Origin of the sequence: Amycolatopsis decaplanina DSM 44594 (assembly GCF_000342005.1) — a bacterium.
Lineage (GTDB): Bacteria > Actinomycetota > Actinomycetes > Mycobacteriales > Pseudonocardiaceae > Amycolatopsis > Amycolatopsis decaplanina.
This window is the reverse complement of sequence record NZ_AOHO01000020.1, coordinates 101,429-122,447: the sequence shown is the minus strand read 5'-3', so window position 1 is coordinate 122,447 and position 21,019 is coordinate 101,429. Positions and strand designations below refer to the sequence as shown.

Sequence of the window (21,019 nt, the reverse complement as noted above, 5' to 3'; positions counted from 1 at the left end):
AGTGGTAAGGACGGTTCTAACCGTCCTTACCACTCACGAGTCTTATCCAGGTATGCGGCGTAGACCGGTGCCGTCCGCGCCTCGGCCCAGTACGTCTCGACCACGGCGGAGATCAGCTCCTCCCGCCGTCCCGCCACGAAGGTCTCCCTGTTCCAAGCGAGAACATGCCTGCGCGGCAACACATCCCCGCGCAGTGGCCGGGTCACGATACCGAGGTTCACGGGATCGCAGATCGGCTGGGACAGACCGACCGCGCCCGCCTTGACCACCAACAGCGCCACTTGCTGCGAAGTCACCTGATGGGTGAACGACGGGCTGAAACCGTGCCGCGCGCAGGTGTCGGCGAAATACTTGGTGAACGTGGCCGCCGACGAATCGGACACCATCACCCATGATTCGTCCCGCAGGTCGCGCAGGTCGATGACCTCCTCGCGCGCCAGCGGATGGAATTCCGGCAGCAGGACGAAGGTCGGCTCGGTCACCACCACCGCGGTGTCCACGTTCGCGGGGACTTCGAGCTCGTATCCCGGATAGTCCTTGACCAGCCCCAATTCCGCGCGCCGCTGGGCCAGCAGCGGCAGCAGCCGCTCGGGATGGTCGTCGTGCACGACCTGCACCTCGGAGACCTCGGGCCACAGCCTGGTCACCAGCGAAGGCAGACGCGCCACCAGCGCGCTGGCCACCGCGGCCACCCGGACGACGCCGGGCGGGCCGCTGGGGCAGACGCGCTGCTCGATGTCTTCGAGAAGTTTGTCCAGCTGTGGCAGCAAAGCGGCGGTGCGGCGCAACAGCAGTTCGCCCATCGGGGTCGGTGTCACGCCGCCCTCGCGCCGGTCGAACAGCTGGTAGCCCAGCATGTTCTCCAGCCGTTTGAGTTGCGCGGAAACCGCGGGCTGGGTGACACCGAGCGCGATCGCGGCGCGGGAAAGGCTGCCCGTGTCCGCGATCGCCCGGATCACCCGCAGGTGGTGGACATCCAGCTGTACGACGTCGAACTCCTTTGTCACGAACGGGTTTTCGACCCGCCGGAAGAAGTCATCGCCGCGGGAAGCACCGCGGCCGTGGTCCGTCTGCCGAGAAGAATATACAGGAGAAAAGCACCGGAAACGGAGTTCACCGTGGGGATTCCCCAGGGCAGCCAGGCCCCCACCGCGGCCCCGGCCACCCAGCAGATCAGCGCGGCCGGAACCCAAGACGGGCAGGCGGACGGCAGCTCCCCGGACGCGCGGGTGGCTTCCAAATCCGGTTTCCAGCGCCGGACCACGTAGTACTCGGCGATCACCACTCCCGCCACCGGCGGCGTGACCACGCCGACCCACGTCAGAAAGGTGGTGAAGTGGTCGAGGATGCCGATCGCGGAGAGCACCGTGCCGAGACCGCCGAGCAGCAGGGTCGCGGTGGTGCGGTCCAACCGACGGGACAGCAGCACCTGCACGGTGTTCACCAGCCCGAGCGAGGACGAATAGAGGTTCCAGTCGTTGATCTTCAGGATCGCGGTGACGAGGATCAGCGTGCCGAGCACACCGGACGACGAGGTGATGATCCCGACCACGTCGGCGCTTTTCGCCGCGTGCGCGAGCAGGACCCCGATCAGGCCGATCAGGTACTGGCCCAAGGTGACGCTGACCAGGGTCTGCTTCACCACGTCGGACGCGGTCCGGTTGAACCGGGTCATGTCCGGCGTCATGATCGCGCCCATGATGAACGCGCCCGCCACCAGCGTGGTGCCTTGCGCCAGCGACATCGACGGTCCCGGCGGCGGCTCGGACATCAGTACGGGCAGCGAATGGTCGCCGAGTGCGGAGATGATCGAAAACCCCGCCAGCGCGAGGAAAGCGGGCACCGTCAGATACGCCGTCCAGGCCATCGCGTGGAAGCCGAACACGACGATCATGGTGACCAGCGCGCCGCCCGCGAGCGCCCACACCCACACCGGCGGGCCGCCCATCAAGGCGTGGAGACCGTGGGCGAACACGTCGTTCTGCACCCCGAACCAGCCCGCCAGGCTCACCGTCATCAGGAGCCCGACCAGCGAGGATCCGCCGGTGCCGAACCCGGTCCAGCGCGCGAGCACCGACGTCGAAAGCCCCTCCCGGGTGCCGGCGACGCCCATCAGGATGGTGATGATCTCCAGCAGTACCGAACCGATCGTGATGGCCAGTACCGCGTCCCGGAAGGTCATGCCGAAACCGAGTACCGCGCCGAGCAGGAACTGGTGGAACGAGGACACCTGCCCGAACCGTTGCAGTGCGACGGAAATCCAGGAGTAACGGCGTTCGGCGGGAACCCGGCGCAGGGAGAAGTCGTCGTGTTCCACGGTCACTCCGCCCGTTCCGGGACGGCTTGCTCGAGGACGACGAAGCCCTGACCAGGCAACGGCCGCCAGGACAGTTCGCCGCGGTAGAGCCGTTCGAGGAACGCGACCCGCTGGTGATAGGCGAACACGGAACTGCCGACCCCGGCCACGGCGACGGTGCCGACGAACATCGGCAGCTCGGCGAGGAAGTACCGGACCGCGCTGCGCAGCTGGTCACGCGTGGGGTGTTCGCCTTCGGGCAGCCGCCGGTCCAGCACCCAGCCCGTGGCACCGAGGCAGTGCTCGGCGAATTCCGGGTCGGTGGCGAAACGATGGTGCGCCTCGGAAAGCAGGCCGAGATACGCACTGTCGGCCTCGAGTGCCGCGGCGTCCAGGATCAGCGTGTGCGGATCCGAAGGGCAGACCTGCTGCAACGCCCGGACGATCTTGTTCCGCGTGTAATTGCCTTGCCGCTGCGCCTTCTGCGCGGCACGGACCGGGTCATAGCCGAGCGCTTCGAGGGTGAACGCGGACGGGCCGTCGGGGACGAAGAAATGAAAACCGCGAAAGGCCGACATGGCCCAGCGGGCGAGATCGGCGATACGATCAACGGTGAAATAGCTGTTGAACGGGCTGACGCCGATGCAAACGTGCTCGGCCAGCGCCAGCGGATCGGCGCAATGCTCGGTGAGCGGCAGTGGTCGCGGCAAGACGGCTCCTGATTCGCGGGATATGCGGGGAGAAGAGGCGTCGACCGAATGTAGCCACGGCCCGATGGTGCGGGTATTGCCATCGAATGTTGTCACCGGGTTATAAGAAGTCGCGGATCTCGACTTTCGGAGGTGCCGGGCGCGAACGGGTCGCGGTATACGAAGTCATGGAGATTCAGGTTCGGCATCTTCGCGTGATCTGTGAGATCGCTTCCGCCGGCAGCCTCAACCGCGCCGCCGCCGGACTGGGGCTCGGGCAGCCCGCGCTCAGCCACCAGTTGCGCCGGATCGAGCGGATGGTCGGCGGGTCACTGTTCCACCGCGACCAGCACGGCGTGCGGCCCACCGAACTCGGCGCCCTGATCCTGCGGCGGGCGAAGGCGATCGTGCTCACCTTCGACGAACTGGAACACGACTTCCACCGCCAGGAACCCGAGACGGGCGAATCGATCAGGATCGGCTGGAACGACAGCGCCATCACGGGTTCGCTGCTCGGCGGGCTGCGCGACCTGCGGCCGGGCGAACCGTTCCGCACGCGGACGGACACCTCGCGCACGCGGCTGCTCGCGCAGGTCGCGAACCGGGGCATCGATCTCGCGCTGATCATGATCTGCGGCGGACGCGGCCTCCCCGTGCCGCCGGAGGTACGGACCATGACCCTGGTCGAGGAGCCGTCGTTCGTCGCGGTGCCCGCGGGACATCCGCTCGCCGGCGAACAGGAGATCGAACTCGCAGAACTGGCCGGGGAGGACTGGATCGTGTCGAGCGGCGGTGACGGCTGCCGGGTGGTGTTCCGCGAAATGTGTCTCGCGCACGGTTTCGATCCCCGGATCACCCACGACGTCGACATCGACACCACACGGGAGGATCTGGTCGGCGGCGGGTACGGCGTCGCGCTGATCCAGCCGACCCGGCCGCCGTCGGACGGACTGGCCATCCGGCCGCTGGCGGGCGCGCCGATGTGTGTGCGGCATGTGCTCGCCTGGCGGGAGGACGGCCCGTGCGCGCCCGGCGTCCCGGAACTCGCCACCGAGGCGAAGGCTGGATATTGGCGGCTCGCCGAGCGGACGGCGCCGTACCGCGCTTGGCTGCACCGCCACGGCCGCCCGGCCGCCGGATAGCGAGGCAAGGGCCGCGGAACCTCGTGAGTGGTGAGGACGGTTAGAACCGTCCTCACCACTCACGAGACCCCACCACGGTCCGCCACCGCCAACGCCGCGAAAGCCACTTTCGGGACATCCCACGTCGCGAAAGTGGCTTTCGCGACACGCCCCGACACCACGCCACGTTTGCCTTACCCCTCAATAGAACACGACTTACCACTCACGAGGCCGGCGCACACTCGATAACCCCTCGGCATGCCGAGGCGGCACTAGAGCGTGTCCCTGAAGACGACCGACGATGGGAATCGTCAATCACGGTCGCCGAAAGAAGGGACACCATGCTGCCGTTGATCACCCGTACGGAACTGCTCTCCCGGATGGAGTCCGGATCGGTGGTCGTGGTCGACACGATGCCGGTCGCCTATTTCGAAAAGGAGCATCTGCCGGAAGCTCGCAACATTCCGGGTTTCCCGTACGAACAGGCCGCCGAATTCACCGACCGCCTGGCACCGACGGTGCTTCCGGACAAGGCCGCCGCGATCGTCGTCTATTGCGCGAACACGCCGTGCCGCAACAGTGAATTCGTCGGGCGGCGCCTGCTGGAGCTCGGGTACACGAACGTCCGCAAGTACCGCGAAGGCATCGAAGACTGGGTCGCGAACGATTTGCCGACCTGGTCTTCGTCCTGAGCGGACTCCCCGCATTGAAGGAGATCGTCTTGTCCAAGTGCAAACGGTTCGTCTGCGTGCTGGCCGGTGTGCTGGCACTCGTCACCGGCTTCGGCAACGGCGCGGCTTCAGCCGCACCGAAGGCCGAGAACGTGATGACGGTGACTTCGGCCAACTACGCCGAGGTCATGAACATCTCGAAACAAAAGCTGGTCATCATGGACTTCGGCGCGACCTGGTGCCCGCCGTGCCGCCAGATGAAGCCGGTGATCGAACGGCTCGCCGGTGAGTACGGCGGCCGGTTCCTGCTCGGTGAGGTCGACGTCGACCAGAGCCGGGACCTGTCCAGCCGGTACAACATCCGCTACCTCCCGACGCTGGTCGGTGTCCGCGACGCCGCCGAACTGCCGTCCTCGCGGAACATCGGTTACCCGGGCGAAGCGCGGTTGCGTGCCTGGATCGACGCTCAGCTGGCGAAGGGCTGACCGATGACGTCGGAGAGAAACGCTTCGACGGCACCGAGGTAGGTCTCCGGCGCTTCGTCGTGCACCACGTGCCCGGCGCCTTGGACGACGATGTGCCGTCCGAGGCCGCCGGGCACGCGTGCCGCCAGCTCGGCCTGCTGGCCGTGCGGCATCGCGGTCCGTTCGCCTTCGATCGCCAGCAGCGGGCATTCGACGCGCTCGACGAACTCCCAGAAATCGCGCCGTCCCCATTCCGCCGCGATCTCGTACAGGTCCGGGAGGGACGCGATCAGGTGGTAGCCGTCCTCACGTTCCTCGACGCATTCGATGAAGTAGTCGCCGGTGCCGCCGAAGAACTCGCGCACGTGGGCCAGCGACCGGAACGGGACCGGCCACGATTCGAAGTACCCGCGCCAGGTGTCCACGGTCCGGCCGCGCTGATCCGGCGCGAAGTCCTCACAGACCACGGCGCGGACGAGCTCGGGATACGTGGCCGCGGTGACCCACGCGTGCAGGCCGCCCATCGAATGTCCGATCAGGACCGCGGGTTCGCCGAAGGTCCGCAGCACCTCGGCGACGTCGTCGGCGAACCGCTCGGTGCGCCAGGGCCCGCCGCGCGGTCCGCGTCCGTGACCGCGCGCGTCGAGGCCGTGGACACGCCCGTACGGTTCGAGCCTTCGCGCGACCCGCCACCACGTCGTCGCCCTGCCCATCAGCCCGTGCAGAAGGACGATCGGCGGCCCGTCGCCGCCGAAAGTGACCAACCCGTCGCGCTGGATCACCACTAAGCTCCCCTCCATGCGCAGCCGTGTCCCCACCGCCGGTCTGGTCCTGGGGGTCGTCTGCGCCCTGATTATCGGCTGCAGTGCCGATCCTCCTCCGGCCACGCCCCCTCCGCCGCCGCCGATGAACCCGGCGCCGGGCGCTTCGGGCGCGGGCGACCCGTACTACCCGATGGACGGAAACGGCGGCTACGACGCGGCCGAATACCAGGTCGGGATCACTTACGACCCCGCGAAAGGTCGTCTCGACGGCGACACCACGGTGATCGCGAAAGCGACCCAGGACCTCAATCGGTACAACTTGGACTTACGCGGCTTGACGGTCCAATCCGTTGAAGTGGACGGGAAACCGGCGAAGTTCGCCCGCGAAGGCGAATTCGAGCTGGTGGTGACGCCCGCCGGGCCGATCCGGAACGGGACCACCTTCCGCACGAAGGTCGTCTACGGCGGCGACCCGTCGGCGACCCCCAAGGCGGGTGGCAGCGAGAACGGCTGGCAGAAGTCGAAGGACGGCGGCGCGTTCATCGTCGGCGAGCCGCATTCGGCGTCGTTCTGGTATCCCGTCAACGAGACCCCGCGTGACAAGGCGATGTTCACCCTCACCGCCCGCGTTCCGGACGGCTGGACCGTCATCTCGAACGGGCGCGAGATCCAGAAGACCTCGGCGAACGGCTGGACCACGACGGCCTGGCAGGAACGGACCCCCGTGGCGGCCTATCTGACCACGGTGGCGATCGACAAGTTCACCGTCGACCGGATGGCGCTCCCGGACGGGACGCCGGTGGTCAACGCGTACGCGCCGGGCGCCGAGGGCCGGCGCGACACCGGCAGGCGGCTGCCGGAGATCATCGGCTTCCTGACCTCGAAGTTCGGGCCGTACCCGGTGGACGCGGCGGGCGGCGTCTATCTCGACGAGGACATCCATTTCTCGCTGGAGACCCAGACCAGGCCGACCTACGCGAAATGGGCCGACCTGATCACCGTGGTGCACGAAACCGCACACCAGTGGTTCGGCGATTCGGTGACGCTGAATTCGTGGTCCGACATCTGCCTCAACGAATGCCTCGCTTCGTACGCGCAATGGCTGTGGCAGGAATCGCGGGACAACGAGAACCTGGACGACCGCTACCGCGCCGCCCTGGAGATCATGCGGGGAAGCCCGGATTTCTGGACGCCGAAACTGGTCGGCATGGGGGCCGGGCAGGAATTCCACGGCGTCTACGACAAGGGGATCCTGGCCGTCCACGCGCTGCGGCGGAAGATCGGCGAAGGAGCGTTCGCGCGGCTGCTGAAGGAGTGGCCGGTGGCGTACCGGAACGCCAACGCGTCCTGGGCGGATTTCGAGGCGTTCACGATCAAGCTTTCGGAGCAGGACCTGCGGCCGTTCTTCGACGCGTGGTTCCACGGAACCGCGATCCCTCCGGACGCGGAACTACTCCCGGGGACTCTGCGAGGCTGACGCCACCGCAAGTAGGTGACTAATTGCGGCGGGGGGCGACCGGGTAGTCCGGCAGGTCGATGCCGTTCACCACGTCCCGCATCTTCCGCGCGGCCAACGCGGCGAACGGCTTGAGCCGCATCACCCGCATCGCCAGGTACCGCATCCGCAGAGCCGTCCGCGACTTCGCGAAGATCGACTCCGCGTTCTCCCGCCCCATCTCCTGCGTCTTCTCGACGAACTCGCGCATGACCGCTTCGTAGCGCTTGAGCCCCGTGTCGAGGCCGGCGGCGAGTTCCCCGGCGAGGACGTACGCGCCGACGAACGCAAGGCTCGTACCCTGTCCGGACAGCGGCGAGGGGCAGAAAGCGGCGTCGCCCAGCAGCCCGGTCCGGCCGCGCGACCAGGATTCCATGATCACCTGGGCGCACGAGTCGAAGTAGAAGTCGGGGGCCTCGTCCATCCGGTCCAGCAGCCAGGGCGCCTCCCATGCCATCCCGGCGGCGAACCCGCGGACCAGCGCCTTCTGCGCCTCGATGTCGCGATGGTCGTAGTCCACCTTCTCCGAAACGAACCCGAAGTAGGCCATCGCCTCGTCGCCGTCGCGGATGCCGCGGATCCCGGCGGACCGGCCGACGTCGTCGTAGCCGACGGCCCAGTTCCGCAGGCCGAGCCGGTTCGGCACGGTGAAGAACGCCAGGTACGAGCCCAGATGCCGGACGAACCGGGACTCCTCGCCGAAGGCCAGCGCCCGCACTCCCGAGTGCAGCCCGTCCGCCCCGATGACCAGGTCGAACGTCCGCCGCGCACCACTGGCGAAGGTGACGTCGACACCGTCGGTCCGCTCGTCCAGCGCGGTGATCCGGTCGCCGAAGACGTACTCCGTCGTCTCTCTGGTCGCCTCGTAGAGCACTTCGGTCAGGTCGCCGCGGAGGATCTCGATCTCGGCGACGACGCCGTCGCCGTCGAAGTCGTCGGCGCGGATGGTGGCCTTCGTGCGGTTCTTCCGGTCGACGAGCGTCTCGCCCTTCGTGTCCGTGCGGGCCGCTCGGATGCGTTCGTCCAGGCCCATCCGGCGGACGACCTCCTTGGCCGTTCCGCGCAGGTCGACGGCCTGGCCGCCGGGGCGTAGCGACGGCGCGCGTTCCACGACGGTCACCTGGAAGCCGTACCGGACGAGCCAAAAAGCCAATGCCGGGCCGGCGATGCTCGCCCCGGAGATGAGGATCTTGGTGTCAGCCATCCTCTGGAAGGTCCCACGCATCACATCGCGGCGCAAAAGAGTTTCGTCGTAGGCTGGCGGCATGGCTGTCGTGAAGATCAACGCGATCGAGGTCCCCGAAAACGCAGGCCCCGAACTGGAGAAACGGTTCGCCGCGCGGTTGCACGCCGTCGACGACCAGCCCGGTTTCCTCGGCTTCGAGCTGCTCCGCCCGGTGTCCGGCGAGTCGCGCTACTTCGTCTACACCAAGTGGGAGTCGGAGGAGGCCTACCAGGCGTGGGCGTCCGGCCCGGCGCGTGAGGCGCACGCGGGCGAGCGCGCGAAGCCGGTCTCCACCGGCGCGAACCTGCTGGAATTCGAGGTCGTCCAGGCTTCGAAGCCGGGTGAGTGAACTCGAACGAGCCGCGGAACTGATCGACGGCGCCGGCGCGCTGCTGGTCTGTGCCGGCGCCGGGATGGGCGTCGACTCCGGCCTGCCCGATTTCCGGGGCGACGAAGGTTTCTGGAAGGCGTATCCGCCGTACGAGCGGCTGGGCATCGGTTTCGTCGAGCTCGCCGATCCGCGGCATTTCGCCGAGGATCCCGAACTGGCCTGGGGTTTCTACGGGCATCGGCTCGCGCTGTACCGCGCCACCGTCCCGCACGACGGGTTCCGTCTCCTGCTGTCCTGGGGAGCGCGCAAACCGGGCGGCACCCGCGCGTTCACGTCCAATGTGGACGGACAGTTCCAGAAGGCGGGCTACCCGCACGTCGCCGAAGCACACGGGTCCATCCATCACTTGCAGTGCCTCACCAGGTGCACCAAGGAGATCTGGTCCGCGGACGACGTCGAGGTCCCGATCGACGAAGACACGATGCGCGCGCTGGAGCCGCTGCCGTCCTGCCCGCGCTGCGGCGGCCTCGCCCGGCCCAACATCCTCATGTTCGGCGACTACGACTGGCTCGGGCAGCGCGGTCAGGCCCAGCTCGACGAGCTGAACGCGTGGCGCCGGGCGCATCGCGACCTCGTGGTGGTGGAGCTCGGCGCCGGACAGGCAGTGCCGACGGTGCGGCGGTACTCGGAGCTGGCCAGCGCCGCGACCGGCGCGCTGGTCCGGATCAACCCGCGTGAACCCGGGATCCGGCACGGTCGCGGCGTCTCACTGGCGACCAACGGCCTCGAAACCCTCGAAGCGCTGGACGCCCTGCTCAGCTAGGCCGGGTCCACAGATCGCGGCTGCTCGCCAGGACCACCCGCCCGTCCCCGAGGGTCACCGCGGCGGTGATCCGCTCCGCCGGGCAGCCCAGTTCACCCCGCCGCCAGCCACCGTCGGCGACCCACACGAGTGTGCAGTCCCGGTTCGCCGTTCCGGTCTCATTCGACTCGGCGCGGTCCCCGAACAGCACCGCCTTCCCCGCCTTGTCGACCGTCCCGCCGAGGATCCGGCCCTCCCCGGCGGACGCGGTCACCCAGGCGCCGGGCGCGCCGGTCACGATCAGCGCGTCGTCCACGGAACCTCCGGCCAGCAGCCATTTCCCTTCCGTCCGGAGCACGGTGGAGAACCAGAGGTCGCTTCCCCGCACCTGAACCGGCGACACCGTCCAAGTCGCGCCCGCGTCACCGGAAGCCCACACCCGCACGTCCCCGCCGAGGGAGCCGGCCACGAGGACCTGATCGCCCTCGGCCGCGACCGCCGTCGGCGCCCACCGGCCCGGCCGGTCCTGCGGCAGGACGATCTCCCGCGCGTCGCGTCCTTCGGCTCCGGACACCCACGCGATCGGTTCCGACCGGTCCTCACCGGGGAACTCCCGGACCCCGACACCGATCACGTTCCGGCCGGCGCGGGCCAGCGCCACCGCTCGCCGGTCAGGACCTGGCCGGAACAGCCGCTGGGCCTCGCCGACCGGGTCCGGGAAGACGAAGGTCCATGCCGCGCCGGGTTGGACCGTGAAGCCCAGCGCGCTCTCGGGGGGACCCGGTGGCAAGGTGCCCGGGACGCAGGCCGCGACCAACGACAACGAGAGGATTCCCCAGAGCTTCTTCATGAGCGGGAAGCCTGCCAGCGGAAGGTCACTTTCCAGGCAGGACGATTTCCGCGTAGACGGCGTCGTGATCGCTGCCGGGCGTCTCCAGCACCTTGAAGTCCGCGATGGCCGTCCGTTTGTCCGCCAGCACGTGGTCGATCGGCACGGGCGGCACCATCCCGTTCGTCCAAGTCCCCTGCAGCGCCTTCCCGAGCTGATCGGCCGCGTCCACGTATCCCCTGGTCAGCAGCTCGCGGAAGAGCGCGTGGTCGAGGCCGGCATTGAAGTCGCCCGCCAGGATCCGGATGTCGTGTTCGGCGTCGGCGTACGGCAGGTCCTTGGCCTCGTCGACCCACGCGTGCCGGTCCCACATCGGCGCCGCCGGATGGACCGCGACGACCTCGATCCGGACGCCGTCGCCGAGGTCCACGCTCGCACTGGGCTGCTTCCGGTCCGAATCGCCGCTCAAGGTCAACGGCGTGAGCGGATACTTCGACACCAATCCGGAGCCGTACGCCCACTCGGCCGGGTGCAGCACGCGGTACGGCAGAACCTGGAACAACCCGGCCCGCTCGAGCCCGGTGATCGCCTCGGGCGTCATCTCGGTCAGGCTCAGGACATCGACCTGGTGCTCCTTCACGTAGCCGACGATCCTGTCCGGATCCGCCTGGCCGCCGAGCATGTTCGAGGCCAGCACGCGCACGTGCTTCCCGTCGAGCGCCTTCTGTTCGTTAGCGAACGCGCGGGGCAGGACCAGGGACGCGATCGTGCAGGTCAGCACCAGCGCGACGGCCGCGGTCCACCAGCGGCGGAGCCCCAGCGCCAGGACGCCGAGCACCAGTGTCGCGATCCCGGCGTACGGGGTGAGCGCGAGCGCCGCGATCGTGTACGTGTTGCCGTCGTAGCCCACCAGCCGCAGCGCCGTCAGCACCGCGAACGGCACGACCGCCGCGATGAGCAGCCCGCTGACCAGCTTCCGTCCGCTGCCCTTACGCGCCGCCGGACGGACCGCCCGTTCTTCGATCACCATGACGTCGAGTATGCCGATCAAGCGCGTTGTGGCGGCGGTCTCCACAACACCTTCACAACCTCCTCACACCGCGTCTACCAGCGCTTATCAGTTCCTGTCAGCCGCTGCCAGCGCGCTGTGCGCGGTCTGCCAGGGCTTGGGGGCACCTTTGTCCGCGGGGCGAGATCCACAGGAGGAAAGCGATGACTCACGCGATCAGGGCCGAGGGCCTGGTCAAACACTATGGGGAGACGAAGGCGCTCGACGGGGTCGATCTGGAGGTCCCGGCGGCCAAGGTGGTCGGGGTGCTGGGGCCGAACGGCGCGGGGAAGACGACCGCCGTCCGGATCCTGGCCACCTTGATCCGGCCGGACCGCGGCCACGCGAGCGTCTTCGGATACGACGTCGTCAAGAACCCGATGGCGGTCCGCGGCATGATCGGGCTGACCGGGCAGTACGCGTCGGTCGACGAGGACCTCTCCGGCACGGAGAACCTCGTCCTGATCGGCAGGCTGCTGGAGTTCTCGAGGGCGGACGCGAAAAAGCGCGCGGCCGAACTGCTGGAGCGGTTCGAGCTGACCGACGCCGCCGGGCGCGCCATCAAGACCTACTCGGGCGGGATGCGGCGGCGGCTCGACCTCGCCGCGAGCCTGGTCGGCCGTCCCAAGGTGCTGTACCTGGACGAGCCGACCACCGGACTCGACCCGCACGCCCGCAACGAGGTCTGGGCCGTGGTCCGGACACTGGTCGCGGACGGGACGACGGTGCTGCTCACCACGCAGTACCTGGAGGAGGCCGACCAGCTGGCCGACACGATCACCGTGTTCGACCACGGGCACGTCGTGGCGAACGGGCGGGCCGACGAGCTCAAGCGGCGGACCGGCGGCCAGACGCTGCAGGTCCGGCCGAGCGCGCTCGCCGACCTCGACGCCGTCGAGCGCATCCTGGCCGGGCTCACCGGGGTCCGGCCGAACCGGGACGACGACACCGGGCTGCTCACCGCGCCCGTCGCCGACCCGGTCCTGCTGTCCACTTTGGTCCGCAAGCTGGACGAAGCCGGGATCACCGCGGACGAGCTGGCGCTGCGGCTGCCCAGCCTCGACGAGGTGTTCCTCGCGCTGACCGGCAAGAAGACCGACGAGTCCACAAAGGACACGACTCCGGAAGGGAGCCTGGTATGACGACCATCGCCGCGCCCGCACCACCACGGCGCGTTTCACTGGCCAGTAGCGGCCGGCACGGGCTTTCCCTTGCCTGGCGCGGGATCCTGAAGATCCGCAAGAACCCCGAACAGCTGGCCGACGTCACCATCGCGCCGATCATCTTCCTGGTCATGTTCGTCTACCTGTTCGGCGGCGCGCTCGCCCCGAGCATCGACGACTACCTCCAGATGATCGTGCCCGGCATCATGGTGTTCAACATCCTGCAGGCCAGCATGACCGTAGGCGTCCAGCTGAACACCGACGTCACCAAGGGTGTGTTCGACCGGTTCCGCGCGATGCCGATCGCCCGGTCGGCGCCGCTGATCGGCGCCGTGCTGGCCGACATCGTGCGGTACCTGGTGTGCATCACCGTGCTGATGATCGTCGCGACGATCATGGGCTACCGGATCCAGACCGGTCCGGCGGAGTTCGTCCTGGCCATCGTGCTGGTCATCGCGTTCGCGCTCGCGTTCTGCTGGGCTTCGGTGTTCGTCGGGATGCTGGTGAAGAGTCCCGGCGCGGTGCAGGGCCTGATGTTCGTGGTGCTGATGCCGCTGACCTTCGGCAGCAACGTGTTCGTGGGGACGAGCACCATGCCCGGCTGGCTGAAGGCGTGGGCCGACATCAGCCCGGTGACGCAGATGTCCGACGTCCTGCGCGGACTGATGAACGGCGGCCCGGTGGCCGGTCCGCTGACCGGGGCGCTGATCTGGATGGCGGCCGCGGTCGCGGTCTTCTTCCCGCTCGCCACCTGGGCTTACCGGAAGCGCGTCTGACGGGGGTCAGGGGGAACGCGCGTGAAGGGCTCCTCGCCTCTGCCGGGCGAGGGGCCCTTCTTCACGCGCCCACTTCCTGGCCGATCCAGGAGATCAGATCGGTTCGGGAAAGCCCGGCGTTCTGCACGAGCAGCTCTTCGTAGCGCTCCTCGCCGAAGTGCGCCTTGAGGTCGTCGATCAGTTCCCGGATGGCGGGTTCACCGAGATCCAGCTTGCCGCGCAGGAGTTTGGCCGCGCCGAGCAGCCGGACGGCGGTCTCGGGGCGCCCCTGCCGGAACCGGATCAGGCCGCAGACCTCGACGATCCGCCCGAGGTCGGCGATGTCACCGCGGTCCGCGGTGGACTTCACGACGACCGCGGCACCGCGCTCGGCGCCGGCCGGATCCCCGGCGGCCAGCGCGATCTCGGTGTCGATGTACCCGCCGAACTCCTCGCCGAACATGCCCGGCGCCGCGACCGAGGCCATCTTCTCCCGGAACCGGACGGCGACCTCGCGTGCCTCGTCCACGCGTCCGGCGCGACAGAGCAGATCGGCCTTGCCCACCAGCACCATCACCGCGAGCTGGGCGTTGCCCGTTTCGGTCGCGTAGCGCTCGGCCTCGATCATCTCGCGCATCGCCGTGTCCAGATCGCCCGCCCGCGCGTACTCCGTCGCGAGCCGCCAGCGCTGTTGGATCACGTCGTCCTGCGACCCCAGTTCGAGCGCGAGTGCGAGCCCTCGGCGGTACAGCGCGAGCGCGGCTTCGTGATCGCCGGACATCGAGATGTCGCTCGCCTTCATACCCAACGCCATCGCGGTCCCCCACCGGTCGCCCAGTGCCAGGAATCCTTCATAGGCCCGGTCCCTGGCCCCTTCGGCGCCGTCGGGGTCACCGTCGTCGGTGAGGACGAAGCTCTGCGCCCATGATCCCGCCGCCCTGGCCCACGGGTCCTGGCTCGACAGTGCCCGTTCCACCTCGCGGTGCGCGAGTTCCTTGTCCTGGGAGAAGAAGGCCAGCATGGGCAGGCCGATGGCCAGCCCCGCGAACCGGTTGTGCGCGTCGGTCCGCACGCATTCGTCGACGAGTGAGCGGACGGCTTCGGGGTCGCCGACGCCGGGCACCATCGTGGTGATCTCGCGCATCGCGCGGAACGCGGCCGCGAAGTCGTCCTCCAGGCGGTCGCCGAAAGTGAGCACTTCGGCGACGAAGGATTCGACCCGATCGCTGTCGCCCTTGATCAGCCAGTACCAGAACGTGCTGCCGAACAGGCGCATCGCCATGTCCACGTCGTCGGCGTCGATGGCCTGGCGGAGCGCGGTCACGATGTTGCCGTGCTCCGCGTCGTAGCGCGAGATGGCGATGAGCTGATCCGCTGTCCGCAGCATCGGCTCCAGCCGCTCGGCGAGCCGGGCGTAGTAGCGGTGATAGGCCTTCCTCAGCTGTTCCCGCTCTTCGGCCTCGTCGAGACGTTCCGCCGCGTATGCCCGGATGGTCTCCAGCATGCGGTAACGCGGCTCGCCGTGATCTCCCACCGTCGCGTCCACAATGGACTTCTCGACGAGTGAGCCGAGGACGTACAGGATGTCCTCGGCGGGCAGGCCGTCATCGGCGCAGACGCTTTCGACCGCTTCGACCTCGGCACCGGCCCCGAAGACCGAAAGCCGCCTGGCGAGCACGCGCTCGGCGTCGTCGAGCAGGTCCCAGCTCCACTCGACGACGGCACGGAGCGTGCGCTGCCTCGGCAACGCGGTCCGGCTGCCGGAGGTCAGCAGGCGGAACCGGTCGTCGAGACGCCGCGAGATCTGCGCGACGGTCATCGAACGCAGCCGCGCGGCGGCCAGTTCCAGCGCCAGTGGCATCCCGTCCAGCCTGCGGCAGATCTGCGCGACGTCGTCCACAGTGGACTCGTCGAGCCGGAAGTCCGGGCGCACGGCCACCGCCCTGTCGACGAACAGCCGGATCGCGCCCGCCTCGGCCGCTTGGGGAACGGCCGGCGTGCCTTCCGGGACCGACAGCGGGCCGAGCGGGCACAGCGTCTCGCCGTCGATGGCCAGCGCCTCACGGCTCGTCGCGAGGACGCGCAAGGTCGGCACGCGTCGCAGCAGGGTGTTCGTCAGCTCCGCGGCCGCGTCGACCAGATGCTCGCAGTTGTCCAGCACCAGCACCGATTCACCGGCGCCGAGCGTCTCCACGACCCGGGCCAGTGCGTCCACCGGGCGGCGCATCGGATCGCCACCGTGCGAAAGACCGAGGTCCCACAGCTCCAGCGCCGCGAAGACCGCGCCGGGCAGGTCACCGGGGTCGCGGACGCCGGCGAGCGGCACGAACCAGACTCGTCCGCGCGCGTGCGCCGGATGCCGCGTCGCGACCTCGGTGGCCAGCCGCGTCTTCCCGGCACCGCCGGGCCCGACGAGCGTCACCAGCCGCGCGCCGGCGAGGAGCTCGGCGATCAGCTTCAATTCGTCGTCTCGGCCGACGAAACTGGTCAGCCGGACCGGGAGGTGATCAGCGACCACGGGTGGCGGCCCGAGTTCACCGCGCAATGCGGCGAGATGGATCTCCTGGAGTTCGGCCGAAGGATCGACGCCGAGCTGATCGGCCAGCGCCGCCCGGACCTCCTCGTAGACGGCGAGGGCGTCGGACTGCCGGTCCGCCGCGCACAACGCCCGGATCCACAGCCCGGCGAGCCGTTCACGCAGCGGGTTCCGCGTGGCCGCCTCCTTGAGATCCGCCAGCACCCGGTCGTGCCCGCCCAGCCGGATCTCCGCTTCGAAACGGTCTTCGGCGGCTTCCAGGCGCAGATCCTCCAGCCGGGTCGCCGGCGCCTGCGCGAATGGAGCTTCGAGCACGTCCGACAACACCTGACCACGCCAGAGGCCGAGCGCCTCGGCGAGGATCGCGGCCGCACCGGCGTCCCGGCCCGCCGCCAGCTCCGCGCGGCCCTCCGCGGCCAGCCGCTCGAAGCGGCACACGTCGACGTCCTCGCGGGCGACGTCCAGCCGGTAACCGCCCGGACCCGAGTCGAGGGCGACGTCGTCGGCACGCAGGACCTTGCGCAGCCGCGAGACCAGGGACTGCAGCGCGTTCGCCGCGTCGGCGGGCGGCTCCGCACCCCAGAGACCGTCGATGAGGGCCGTCACCGGGACGGCACCGCCGGGATCCAGCGCGAGCCTGGCCAAGAGCATGCGGAGGCGGGCACCGCCGATGTCGACCGGGGTGCCGTCACCGGCCTCCGCTCCGACCGGGCCCAGCAGCGTCACACGCACGCCCCCCAGCTTTCCAGAACCCGCGAACGGATAGCCCGACCAGGCTGTGTCTCTCCGCGCGCGCTGCCGGGCTTCCGGACTCCGATCAGGCGACGGAAGTGGGGATTATCCGGGCACGAAGGAGCTTTCCGGGCGGACTGCCGCGGCCACGGCGTTACGTTCGGGGCCAAGTCACAGCCGATCGACTGGGAGCGTGCATGAGGTACCGGAGTGCGGCCGTCATCGCCGCCGTTCTGGCCGCGAGTGTCCTCGGCGGCGGGACCGCCCTCGCCGACACCGGGAAACCCGGCGCCGACGGCGCGGGCGACAGCTACTACCCGCAGGACGGCAACGGCGGCTACGACGTCGGCGACTACGACCTGAAAATCGGCTACGAGCCCGCCACCAGGCAGCTCACCGGCCTGCAGACGATCACCGGCCGGGCCACCCAGGCGCTGAGCTCGTTCAACCTCGACCTGCACGGGCTGACCGTCGACTCGGTCAAGGTCAACGGGCGGACGGCGACCTTCACCCGCACCGGTGACCACGAACTCGTGATCACCCCGGCGCGCTCGCTGCGGAACCACGAGCGGTTCACCGCCGAGATCGCCTACCACGGCGTCCCGCAGCCGATCGAGGATCCGTCGCTGGGCGAGAACGGCTGGCAGTACGCGAAATCCGGCGGCGCTTTCGTCGCGGGCGAGCCGAAATCCGCGACCAGCTGGTATCCGGTCAACGACACCCCGCGGGACAAGGCGACCTTCCACCTCGCCGTCACCGTGCCCTCGGAGTGGGGCGTCATCGCCAACGGCCGCGAGCGCGGCAAGTTCGCTTCGGGCAAGAACACCACGTACGTCTGGGCCGAAGAGACCCCTGCCGTGCCGTACATGACGACGGTCGCGATCGACAAATGGGAGTTCGAGCGGACGACGCTGTCCGACGGCACGCCTGTCGTCAACGCCTACGCCCCCGGCACCCCGGCGTCGACCAAACAGGCCGAGGCACGGTTGCCGGAGATCATCGACTTCCTGGCGTCGAAGTTCGGGCGCTACCCGGTGGACGCGGCGGGCGGGATCTTCCTCGCCGAGCCGATCGGGTTCTCGCTGGAGACGCTGAGCAGGCCGATCTACTCGGGCGCGGCGGGCAACATCCCGACGATCGTGCACGAGAACGCCCACCAGTGGTGGGGCGACTCGGTCGCCGTCGACAAGTGGAAGGACGTCTGCCTCAACGAATGCTTCGCCTCGTACGCGGAATGGCTGTGGTCGGAGGCGAAGTCGGGCCAGGACCTCAAGGCGCGTTACCTGACCGCCGTGCAGAAGGCGACGGATCGATTCTGGGCGGGGAAGCTGTACGACATGGGGCCCGGCAACGAGTTCACGTACGTGTACTCGAAGGGACCGATGGCGCTGCACGCGCTGAAGAACTACATCGGCGCGGCGCCGTTCGACCGCATCCTGAAGTTGTGGCCCGCCCTGCACCGCGACGGCAACGCGAGCCTGCCGGAGTTCCAGAGGTTCGCCGAGCGCGTCGCGCACAAGAACCTCCAGGGCTTCTTCGACGCGTGGTTCTACGGCAACACCAAGCCGGCGCCTGAGTTCCTCTACCCGGGGGACCTCAAGCCCGCCGCTTGACAGGCGTCACACGTTAGGGTGAGGGCATGACGTCAGTGCTCCTCACCGGTTTCGAACCGTTCGGCGGTGAGCGGGTGAACCCGTCGTGGCAGGCGGTTTCCCTGCTCACCGGCCGGCGGCACGACACCGTGGCCGTCGAACTGCCGTGCGTGTTCTCGCGTTCGCTGGTCACCTTGCGCGACTCGATCGACGAGTACCGGCCGGACCTGGTGATCTGCGTCGGCCAGGCGGGCGGCCGCCCCGACGTCACCCCGGAACGGGTCGCGATCAACCTGATCGACGCCCGTATCCCGGACAACGCGGGCTCGCAGCCCGTCGACGTCCCGGTGATCCCCGGCGGCCCCAACGCGTACTTCACCACTCTGCCGGTGAAGGCGTGTGTCACGGGGATCAAGGACGCGGGACTCCCGGCGTCGGTCTCGCACACCGCCGGGACGTACGTGTGCAACCAGGTCTTCTACGGGCTGATGCACTTGCTGGACAACGACTTTCCCGGTGTACGCGGCGGTTTCGTGCACGTGCCGTACACGCCGGAGCAGGCCGCGCGGACCACGGCGCCGAGCCTGGCCGTGCACCGCGCCGCCGAGGCGCTGGAGATCATCGTGGACACCGCGCTTTCGGTGACCGAGGATCTTTCGACGCCGGCGGGCACCCTGCATTGATCAAGGCTTGAGCTGTGCGGTGAAGAACTCGACCATCTCCGCGGTCGTCCGCGCGGTGCCGTCGTCGCGGGTCGAGACGAGCATCGCGCTCAACGGCGCGTCTTCGGTCCCGAAGAGCACGATGCCGCTTCGCTTGCCCACGCCCGCCAAGTAGCGCCCCCGGAGCCCGTCGGCCGCCCAGGTGCCCTCCGCGGGCTTGCCCTTGGTCATCCGCTGCCGGACGCCGTCCTCCAGGCCGGTCATCGCGACACCCTGGTAGTAGTTGATCGCGTTCGCCCCCTTGTCGTCCTTGAAAACGCAGGTGACCGCCGACGACGCGCCCACCGTGGCGGCGGCGTCCGGCGCGTCCCGGCACTCGTCCCGCTGCGGGATGACGGCGGCGATCCGGCGGAGGCAGTCCGTGAACCCCTGCGCGTCCTTCGGCCCCGGCTGATCGCAGCTCACCGGTTTCGCCGGGGCCGGTGCGGCGACCGGCTCCTCCTCGCCGCCGCTGAGCAGGACGATCGTCGTCACGATCGCCGCGATGGCGAGCACGAGGACGCCGTAGGCCGTGGGCTTCCGCCAGTTCGGGCCCGGCGGTGGCGGGGGCGGCGTCCAGCGCGGCGGTTGCGGACGTCGCGGCGGAGGCGGCTGCTGCTGCTGAACGGGCTGCTGCCGTACCGGCGGCGAGACCGGCGCGAAGGCGGGCACGGTCAGCTGGGAATCCTCGCCACCGGCAGGCACGTGGTGCAACCCGAACGCGACCGCCGTCTCCGGCTGATCCTGCGTGGTCGGCGCGATCCTGAGCTGATTCGCCAGCAGGTTCGCCAGCAACGGCATCCGGCTCGGCCCGCCGACGAGGTAGACGCCGCCGAGCCGGTCCGGGGACAGCCCGGCGCGACGGATCGTGGTGGCCAGGAGTTCGGCGCTGCGCAGGAAACTCGGCCGGACGAGCGCCTCGAGCTCCATCCTCGTCACCCGCACGTCGCCGAACGGCTCCGGCATCGGGATCTCGGTCTGCTGGTGCCGGGAGAGGCTTTCCTTGGCGTCACGGACATCCTGCAGCAACGACCGGCGCGTCCGGCGGTCACTGACCGACTGCGGGCGCAGGATCCGTTGCCACCGCGCGGGATCGGAATGCGACACCTCGCGGCCGATGTGCACCAGCAGCGCCTGGTCGATGTCGAGACTGCCGAGATCGGGCAGGCCGTCCTCGGCGAGCACGGCGAACCCCTGAGCGCTGACACCGACGACAGCGCAGTCGAAGGTGCCCGCCCCGAGGTCGTACACCGCGATCGGACCCGGCTGCCGCCGACCGTGGTCGAGGGAGGCGTAATGCGCGGCGGCCGCGACCGGCTCGGGAATGAGCATCGTCGTACCGAATCCGGCCTTGAGCGCGGCGTCGCGGAGGATCTGCTTGCGATCCGGGCCCCAGCCGGCGGGATGCGAGATGCGCACCTGCGCGGGCGGACGCTGGAGGAGCAGCTCGGCCTCCTCGCCGACCCTGCGCAGGACCGCAGCGAAGGCGTCGGCGATGGGGAGCGAGACGTCACCGAGCTGGAGAGCGCCCTCGTCGATGCGCCGCTTCGGATTCGCCTCGAACCGGCTCGGGTCCAGCCGGGCCCGGCGTTCGGCGTCACGGCCGACGAAGACCGTGCCGTCCTTGTCGACGTAGATCGCGGACGACATCGTCACGGACCCGTCGATTTCGACGACCTGCGTCCCCCTGCCGTGGATCGAGAGCACCCCCACCGTGCTGGAGGTACCGAAATCGATCGCCAGAACGTCCACCTGACCCCCTCCCGGACCCGAGGGCATCGTCTCACGCCCCCCGATCACGCGAG

The 21,019-nt window shown here is 69.2% G+C and carries 19 protein-coding genes; 10 read left to right on the top strand and 9 right to left on the bottom strand.

Annotated features, from left to right (window positions below):
- Nucleotides 1–26 precede the first annotated feature (26 nt).
- Genes H074_RS03125 through H074_RS03115 form a run of 3 tightly spaced genes read right to left on the bottom strand, consistent with a single transcriptional unit; the run spans nt 27 to nt 3,006 of the window.
- Entirely contained in the window at nt 27–1,007 is a 981-nt protein-coding gene (locus H074_RS03125; RefSeq protein ID WP_007028563.1) for a LysR family transcriptional regulator, read from the bottom strand.
- Nucleotides 1,004–2,317, bottom strand: coding sequence for a purine-cytosine permease family protein (locus H074_RS03120; RefSeq protein WP_039921382.1), 1,314 nt, complete (start codon nt 2,315–2,317; stop codon nt 1,004–1,006). Before H074_RS03120 ends, H074_RS03125 begins: the two co-directional genes overlap by 4 nt.
- 2 nt (nt 2,318–2,319) lie before the next feature.
- Complete coding sequence (locus H074_RS03115; protein ID WP_007028561.1) at nt 2,320–3,006, bottom strand: tRNA-dependent cyclodipeptide synthase; 687 nt, start codon at nt 3,004–3,006, stop codon at nt 2,320–2,322.
- A gap of 167 nt (nt 3,007–3,173) precedes the next feature.
- Here H074_RS03115 and H074_RS03110 point away from each other — a divergent pair, with 167 nt between their 5' ends.
- From H074_RS03110 to H074_RS03100, 3 genes are all read left to right on the top strand, one after another.
- Nucleotides 3,174–4,127 carry a LysR family transcriptional regulator gene (locus H074_RS03110; RefSeq protein ID WP_007028560.1) on the top strand — a complete coding sequence of 318 codons (954 nt, stop codon included), beginning with the start codon at nt 3,174–3,176 and terminating at the stop codon, nt 4,125–4,127.
- A 320-nt stretch (nt 4,128–4,447) separates the two neighbouring features.
- The gene (locus tag H074_RS03105) at nt 4,448–4,798 is read left to right on the top strand and encodes a rhodanese-like domain-containing protein (protein ID WP_007028559.1); all 351 of its coding nucleotides are present in this window, start codon (nt 4,448–4,450) and stop codon (nt 4,796–4,798) included.
- A gap of 29 nt (nt 4,799–4,827) precedes the next feature.
- Nucleotides 4,828–5,262, top strand: a complete 435-nt coding sequence (locus H074_RS03100) for a thioredoxin family protein (RefSeq protein WP_039921381.1) — start codon at nt 4,828–4,830, stop codon at nt 5,260–5,262.
- Here the strand turns inward: H074_RS03100 and H074_RS03095 are convergent.
- Nucleotides 5,244–6,041, bottom strand: coding sequence for an alpha/beta fold hydrolase (locus tag H074_RS03095; protein ID WP_085940877.1), 798 nt, complete (start codon nt 6,039–6,041; stop codon nt 5,244–5,246). The two genes, H074_RS03100 and H074_RS03095, sit on opposite strands and share 19 nt — an antisense overlap.
- Between H074_RS03095 and H074_RS03090 the strand changes: the two genes are divergently transcribed.
- Entirely contained in the window at nt 6,040–7,482 is a 1,443-nt protein-coding gene (locus H074_RS03090; protein WP_007028556.1) for a M1 family metallopeptidase, read from the top strand. The genes H074_RS03095 and H074_RS03090 overlap by 2 nt on opposite strands.
- Before the next feature lie 19 nt (nt 7,483–7,501).
- Here H074_RS03090 and H074_RS03085 read toward each other — a convergent pair whose 3' ends face one another.
- Nucleotides 7,502–8,704: an FAD-dependent monooxygenase gene (locus H074_RS03085; protein ID WP_039921377.1), complete on the bottom strand. Its 1,203-nt coding sequence runs from the start codon at nt 8,702–8,704 to the stop codon at nt 7,502–7,504.
- 61 nt (nt 8,705–8,765) lie between these two features.
- Between H074_RS03085 and H074_RS03080 the strand changes: the two genes are divergently transcribed.
- Nucleotides 8,766–9,074 (top strand): antibiotic biosynthesis monooxygenase family protein, encoded by a 309-nt coding sequence (locus H074_RS03080; protein WP_007028554.1) that lies wholly within the window; start codon nt 8,766–8,768, stop codon nt 9,072–9,074.
- Nucleotides 9,067–9,879: an SIR2 family NAD-dependent protein deacylase gene (locus tag H074_RS03075; protein ID WP_007028553.1), complete on the top strand. Its 813-nt coding sequence runs from the start codon at nt 9,067–9,069 to the stop codon at nt 9,877–9,879. The genes H074_RS03080 and H074_RS03075 overlap by 8 nt, the downstream gene beginning before the upstream one ends.
- Here H074_RS03075 and H074_RS03070 read toward each other — a convergent pair.
- Nucleotides 9,872–10,708 (bottom strand): hypothetical protein, encoded by an 837-nt coding sequence (locus H074_RS03070; RefSeq protein WP_007028552.1) that lies wholly within the window; start codon nt 10,706–10,708, stop codon nt 9,872–9,874. The two genes, H074_RS03075 and H074_RS03070, sit on opposite strands and share 8 nt — an antisense overlap.
- Before the next feature lie 25 nt (nt 10,709–10,733).
- Nucleotides 10,734–11,762, bottom strand: coding sequence for an endonuclease/exonuclease/phosphatase family protein (locus H074_RS03065; protein ID WP_007028551.1), 1,029 nt, complete (start codon nt 11,760–11,762; stop codon nt 10,734–10,736).
- A 137-nt stretch (nt 11,763–11,899) separates the two neighbouring features.
- Here H074_RS03065 and H074_RS03060 point away from each other — a divergent pair, with 137 nt between their 5' ends.
- Together H074_RS03060 and H074_RS03055 are read left to right on the top strand one after the other, a co-directional pair.
- Nucleotides 11,900–12,877 carry a daunorubicin resistance protein DrrA family ABC transporter ATP-binding protein gene (locus tag H074_RS03060; protein ID WP_007028550.1) on the top strand — a complete coding sequence of 326 codons (978 nt, stop codon included), beginning with the start codon at nt 11,900–11,902 and terminating at the stop codon, nt 12,875–12,877.
- The gene (locus H074_RS03055; protein WP_007028549.1) at nt 12,874–13,674 is read left to right on the top strand and encodes an ABC transporter permease; all 801 of its coding nucleotides are present in this window, start codon (nt 12,874–12,876) and stop codon (nt 13,672–13,674) included. The genes H074_RS03060 and H074_RS03055 overlap by 4 nt, the downstream gene beginning before the upstream one ends.
- Before the next feature lie 61 nt (nt 13,675–13,735).
- Here H074_RS03055 and H074_RS03050 read toward each other — a convergent pair whose 3' ends face one another.
- Nucleotides 13,736–16,921 (bottom strand): AfsR/SARP family transcriptional regulator, encoded by a 3,186-nt coding sequence (locus H074_RS03050; RefSeq protein WP_007028548.1) that lies wholly within the window; start codon nt 16,919–16,921, stop codon nt 13,736–13,738.
- A gap of 197 nt (nt 16,922–17,118) precedes the next feature.
- Between H074_RS03050 and H074_RS03045 the strand changes: the two genes are divergently transcribed.
- Together H074_RS03045 and pcp are read left to right on the top strand one after the other, a co-directional pair.
- On the top strand, nt 17,119–18,534 hold the full coding sequence (locus H074_RS03045) for a M1 family metallopeptidase (RefSeq protein ID WP_007028547.1): 1,416 nt from the start codon (nt 17,119–17,121) through the stop codon (nt 18,532–18,534).
- Nucleotides 18,535–18,560: 26 nt separating this feature from the next.
- Nucleotides 18,561–19,196, top strand: coding sequence for a pyroglutamyl-peptidase I (gene pcp, locus H074_RS03040; RefSeq protein WP_007028546.1), 636 nt, complete (start codon nt 18,561–18,563; stop codon nt 19,194–19,196).
- On the opposite strand, the gene H074_RS03035 is transcribed toward pcp, so the two are convergent.
- Nucleotides 19,197–20,966: an Hsp70 family protein gene (locus H074_RS03035; protein ID WP_007028545.1), complete on the bottom strand. Its 1,770-nt coding sequence runs from the start codon at nt 20,964–20,966 to the stop codon at nt 19,197–19,199. It lies immediately after the preceding gene.
- Nucleotides 20,967–21,019 lie beyond the last annotated feature (53 nt).

Coding starts and splice junctions, on each gene's coding strand:
- H074_RS03055 (WP_007028549.1), top strand. CDS start 12,874: ATGACGACCATCGCCGCGCCCGCACCACCACGGCGCGTTTCACTGGCC.
- H074_RS03095 (WP_085940877.1), bottom strand. CDS start 6,041: ATGGAGGGGAGCTTAGTGGTGATCCAGCGCGACGGGTTGGTCACTTTC.
- H074_RS03070 (WP_007028552.1), bottom strand. CDS start 10,708: ATGAAGAAGCTCTGGGGAATCCTCTCGTTGTCGTTGGTCGCGGCCTGC.
- H074_RS03080 (WP_007028554.1), top strand. CDS start 8,766: ATGGCTGTCGTGAAGATCAACGCGATCGAGGTCCCCGAAAACGCAGGC.
- H074_RS03110 (WP_007028560.1), top strand. CDS start 3,174: ATGGAGATTCAGGTTCGGCATCTTCGCGTGATCTGTGAGATCGCTTCC.
- H074_RS03060 (WP_007028550.1), top strand. CDS start 11,900: ATGACTCACGCGATCAGGGCCGAGGGCCTGGTCAAACACTATGGGGAG.
- pcp (WP_007028546.1), top strand. CDS start 18,561: ATGACGTCAGTGCTCCTCACCGGTTTCGAACCGTTCGGCGGTGAGCGG.
- H074_RS03045 (WP_007028547.1), top strand. CDS start 17,119: ATGAGGTACCGGAGTGCGGCCGTCATCGCCGCCGTTCTGGCCGCGAGT.
- H074_RS03105 (WP_007028559.1), top strand. CDS start 4,448: ATGCTGCCGTTGATCACCCGTACGGAACTGCTCTCCCGGATGGAGTCC.
- H074_RS03090 (WP_007028556.1), top strand. CDS start 6,040: ATGCGCAGCCGTGTCCCCACCGCCGGTCTGGTCCTGGGGGTCGTCTGC.
- H074_RS03085 (WP_039921377.1), bottom strand. CDS start 8,704: ATGGCTGACACCAAGATCCTCATCTCCGGGGCGAGCATCGCCGGCCCG.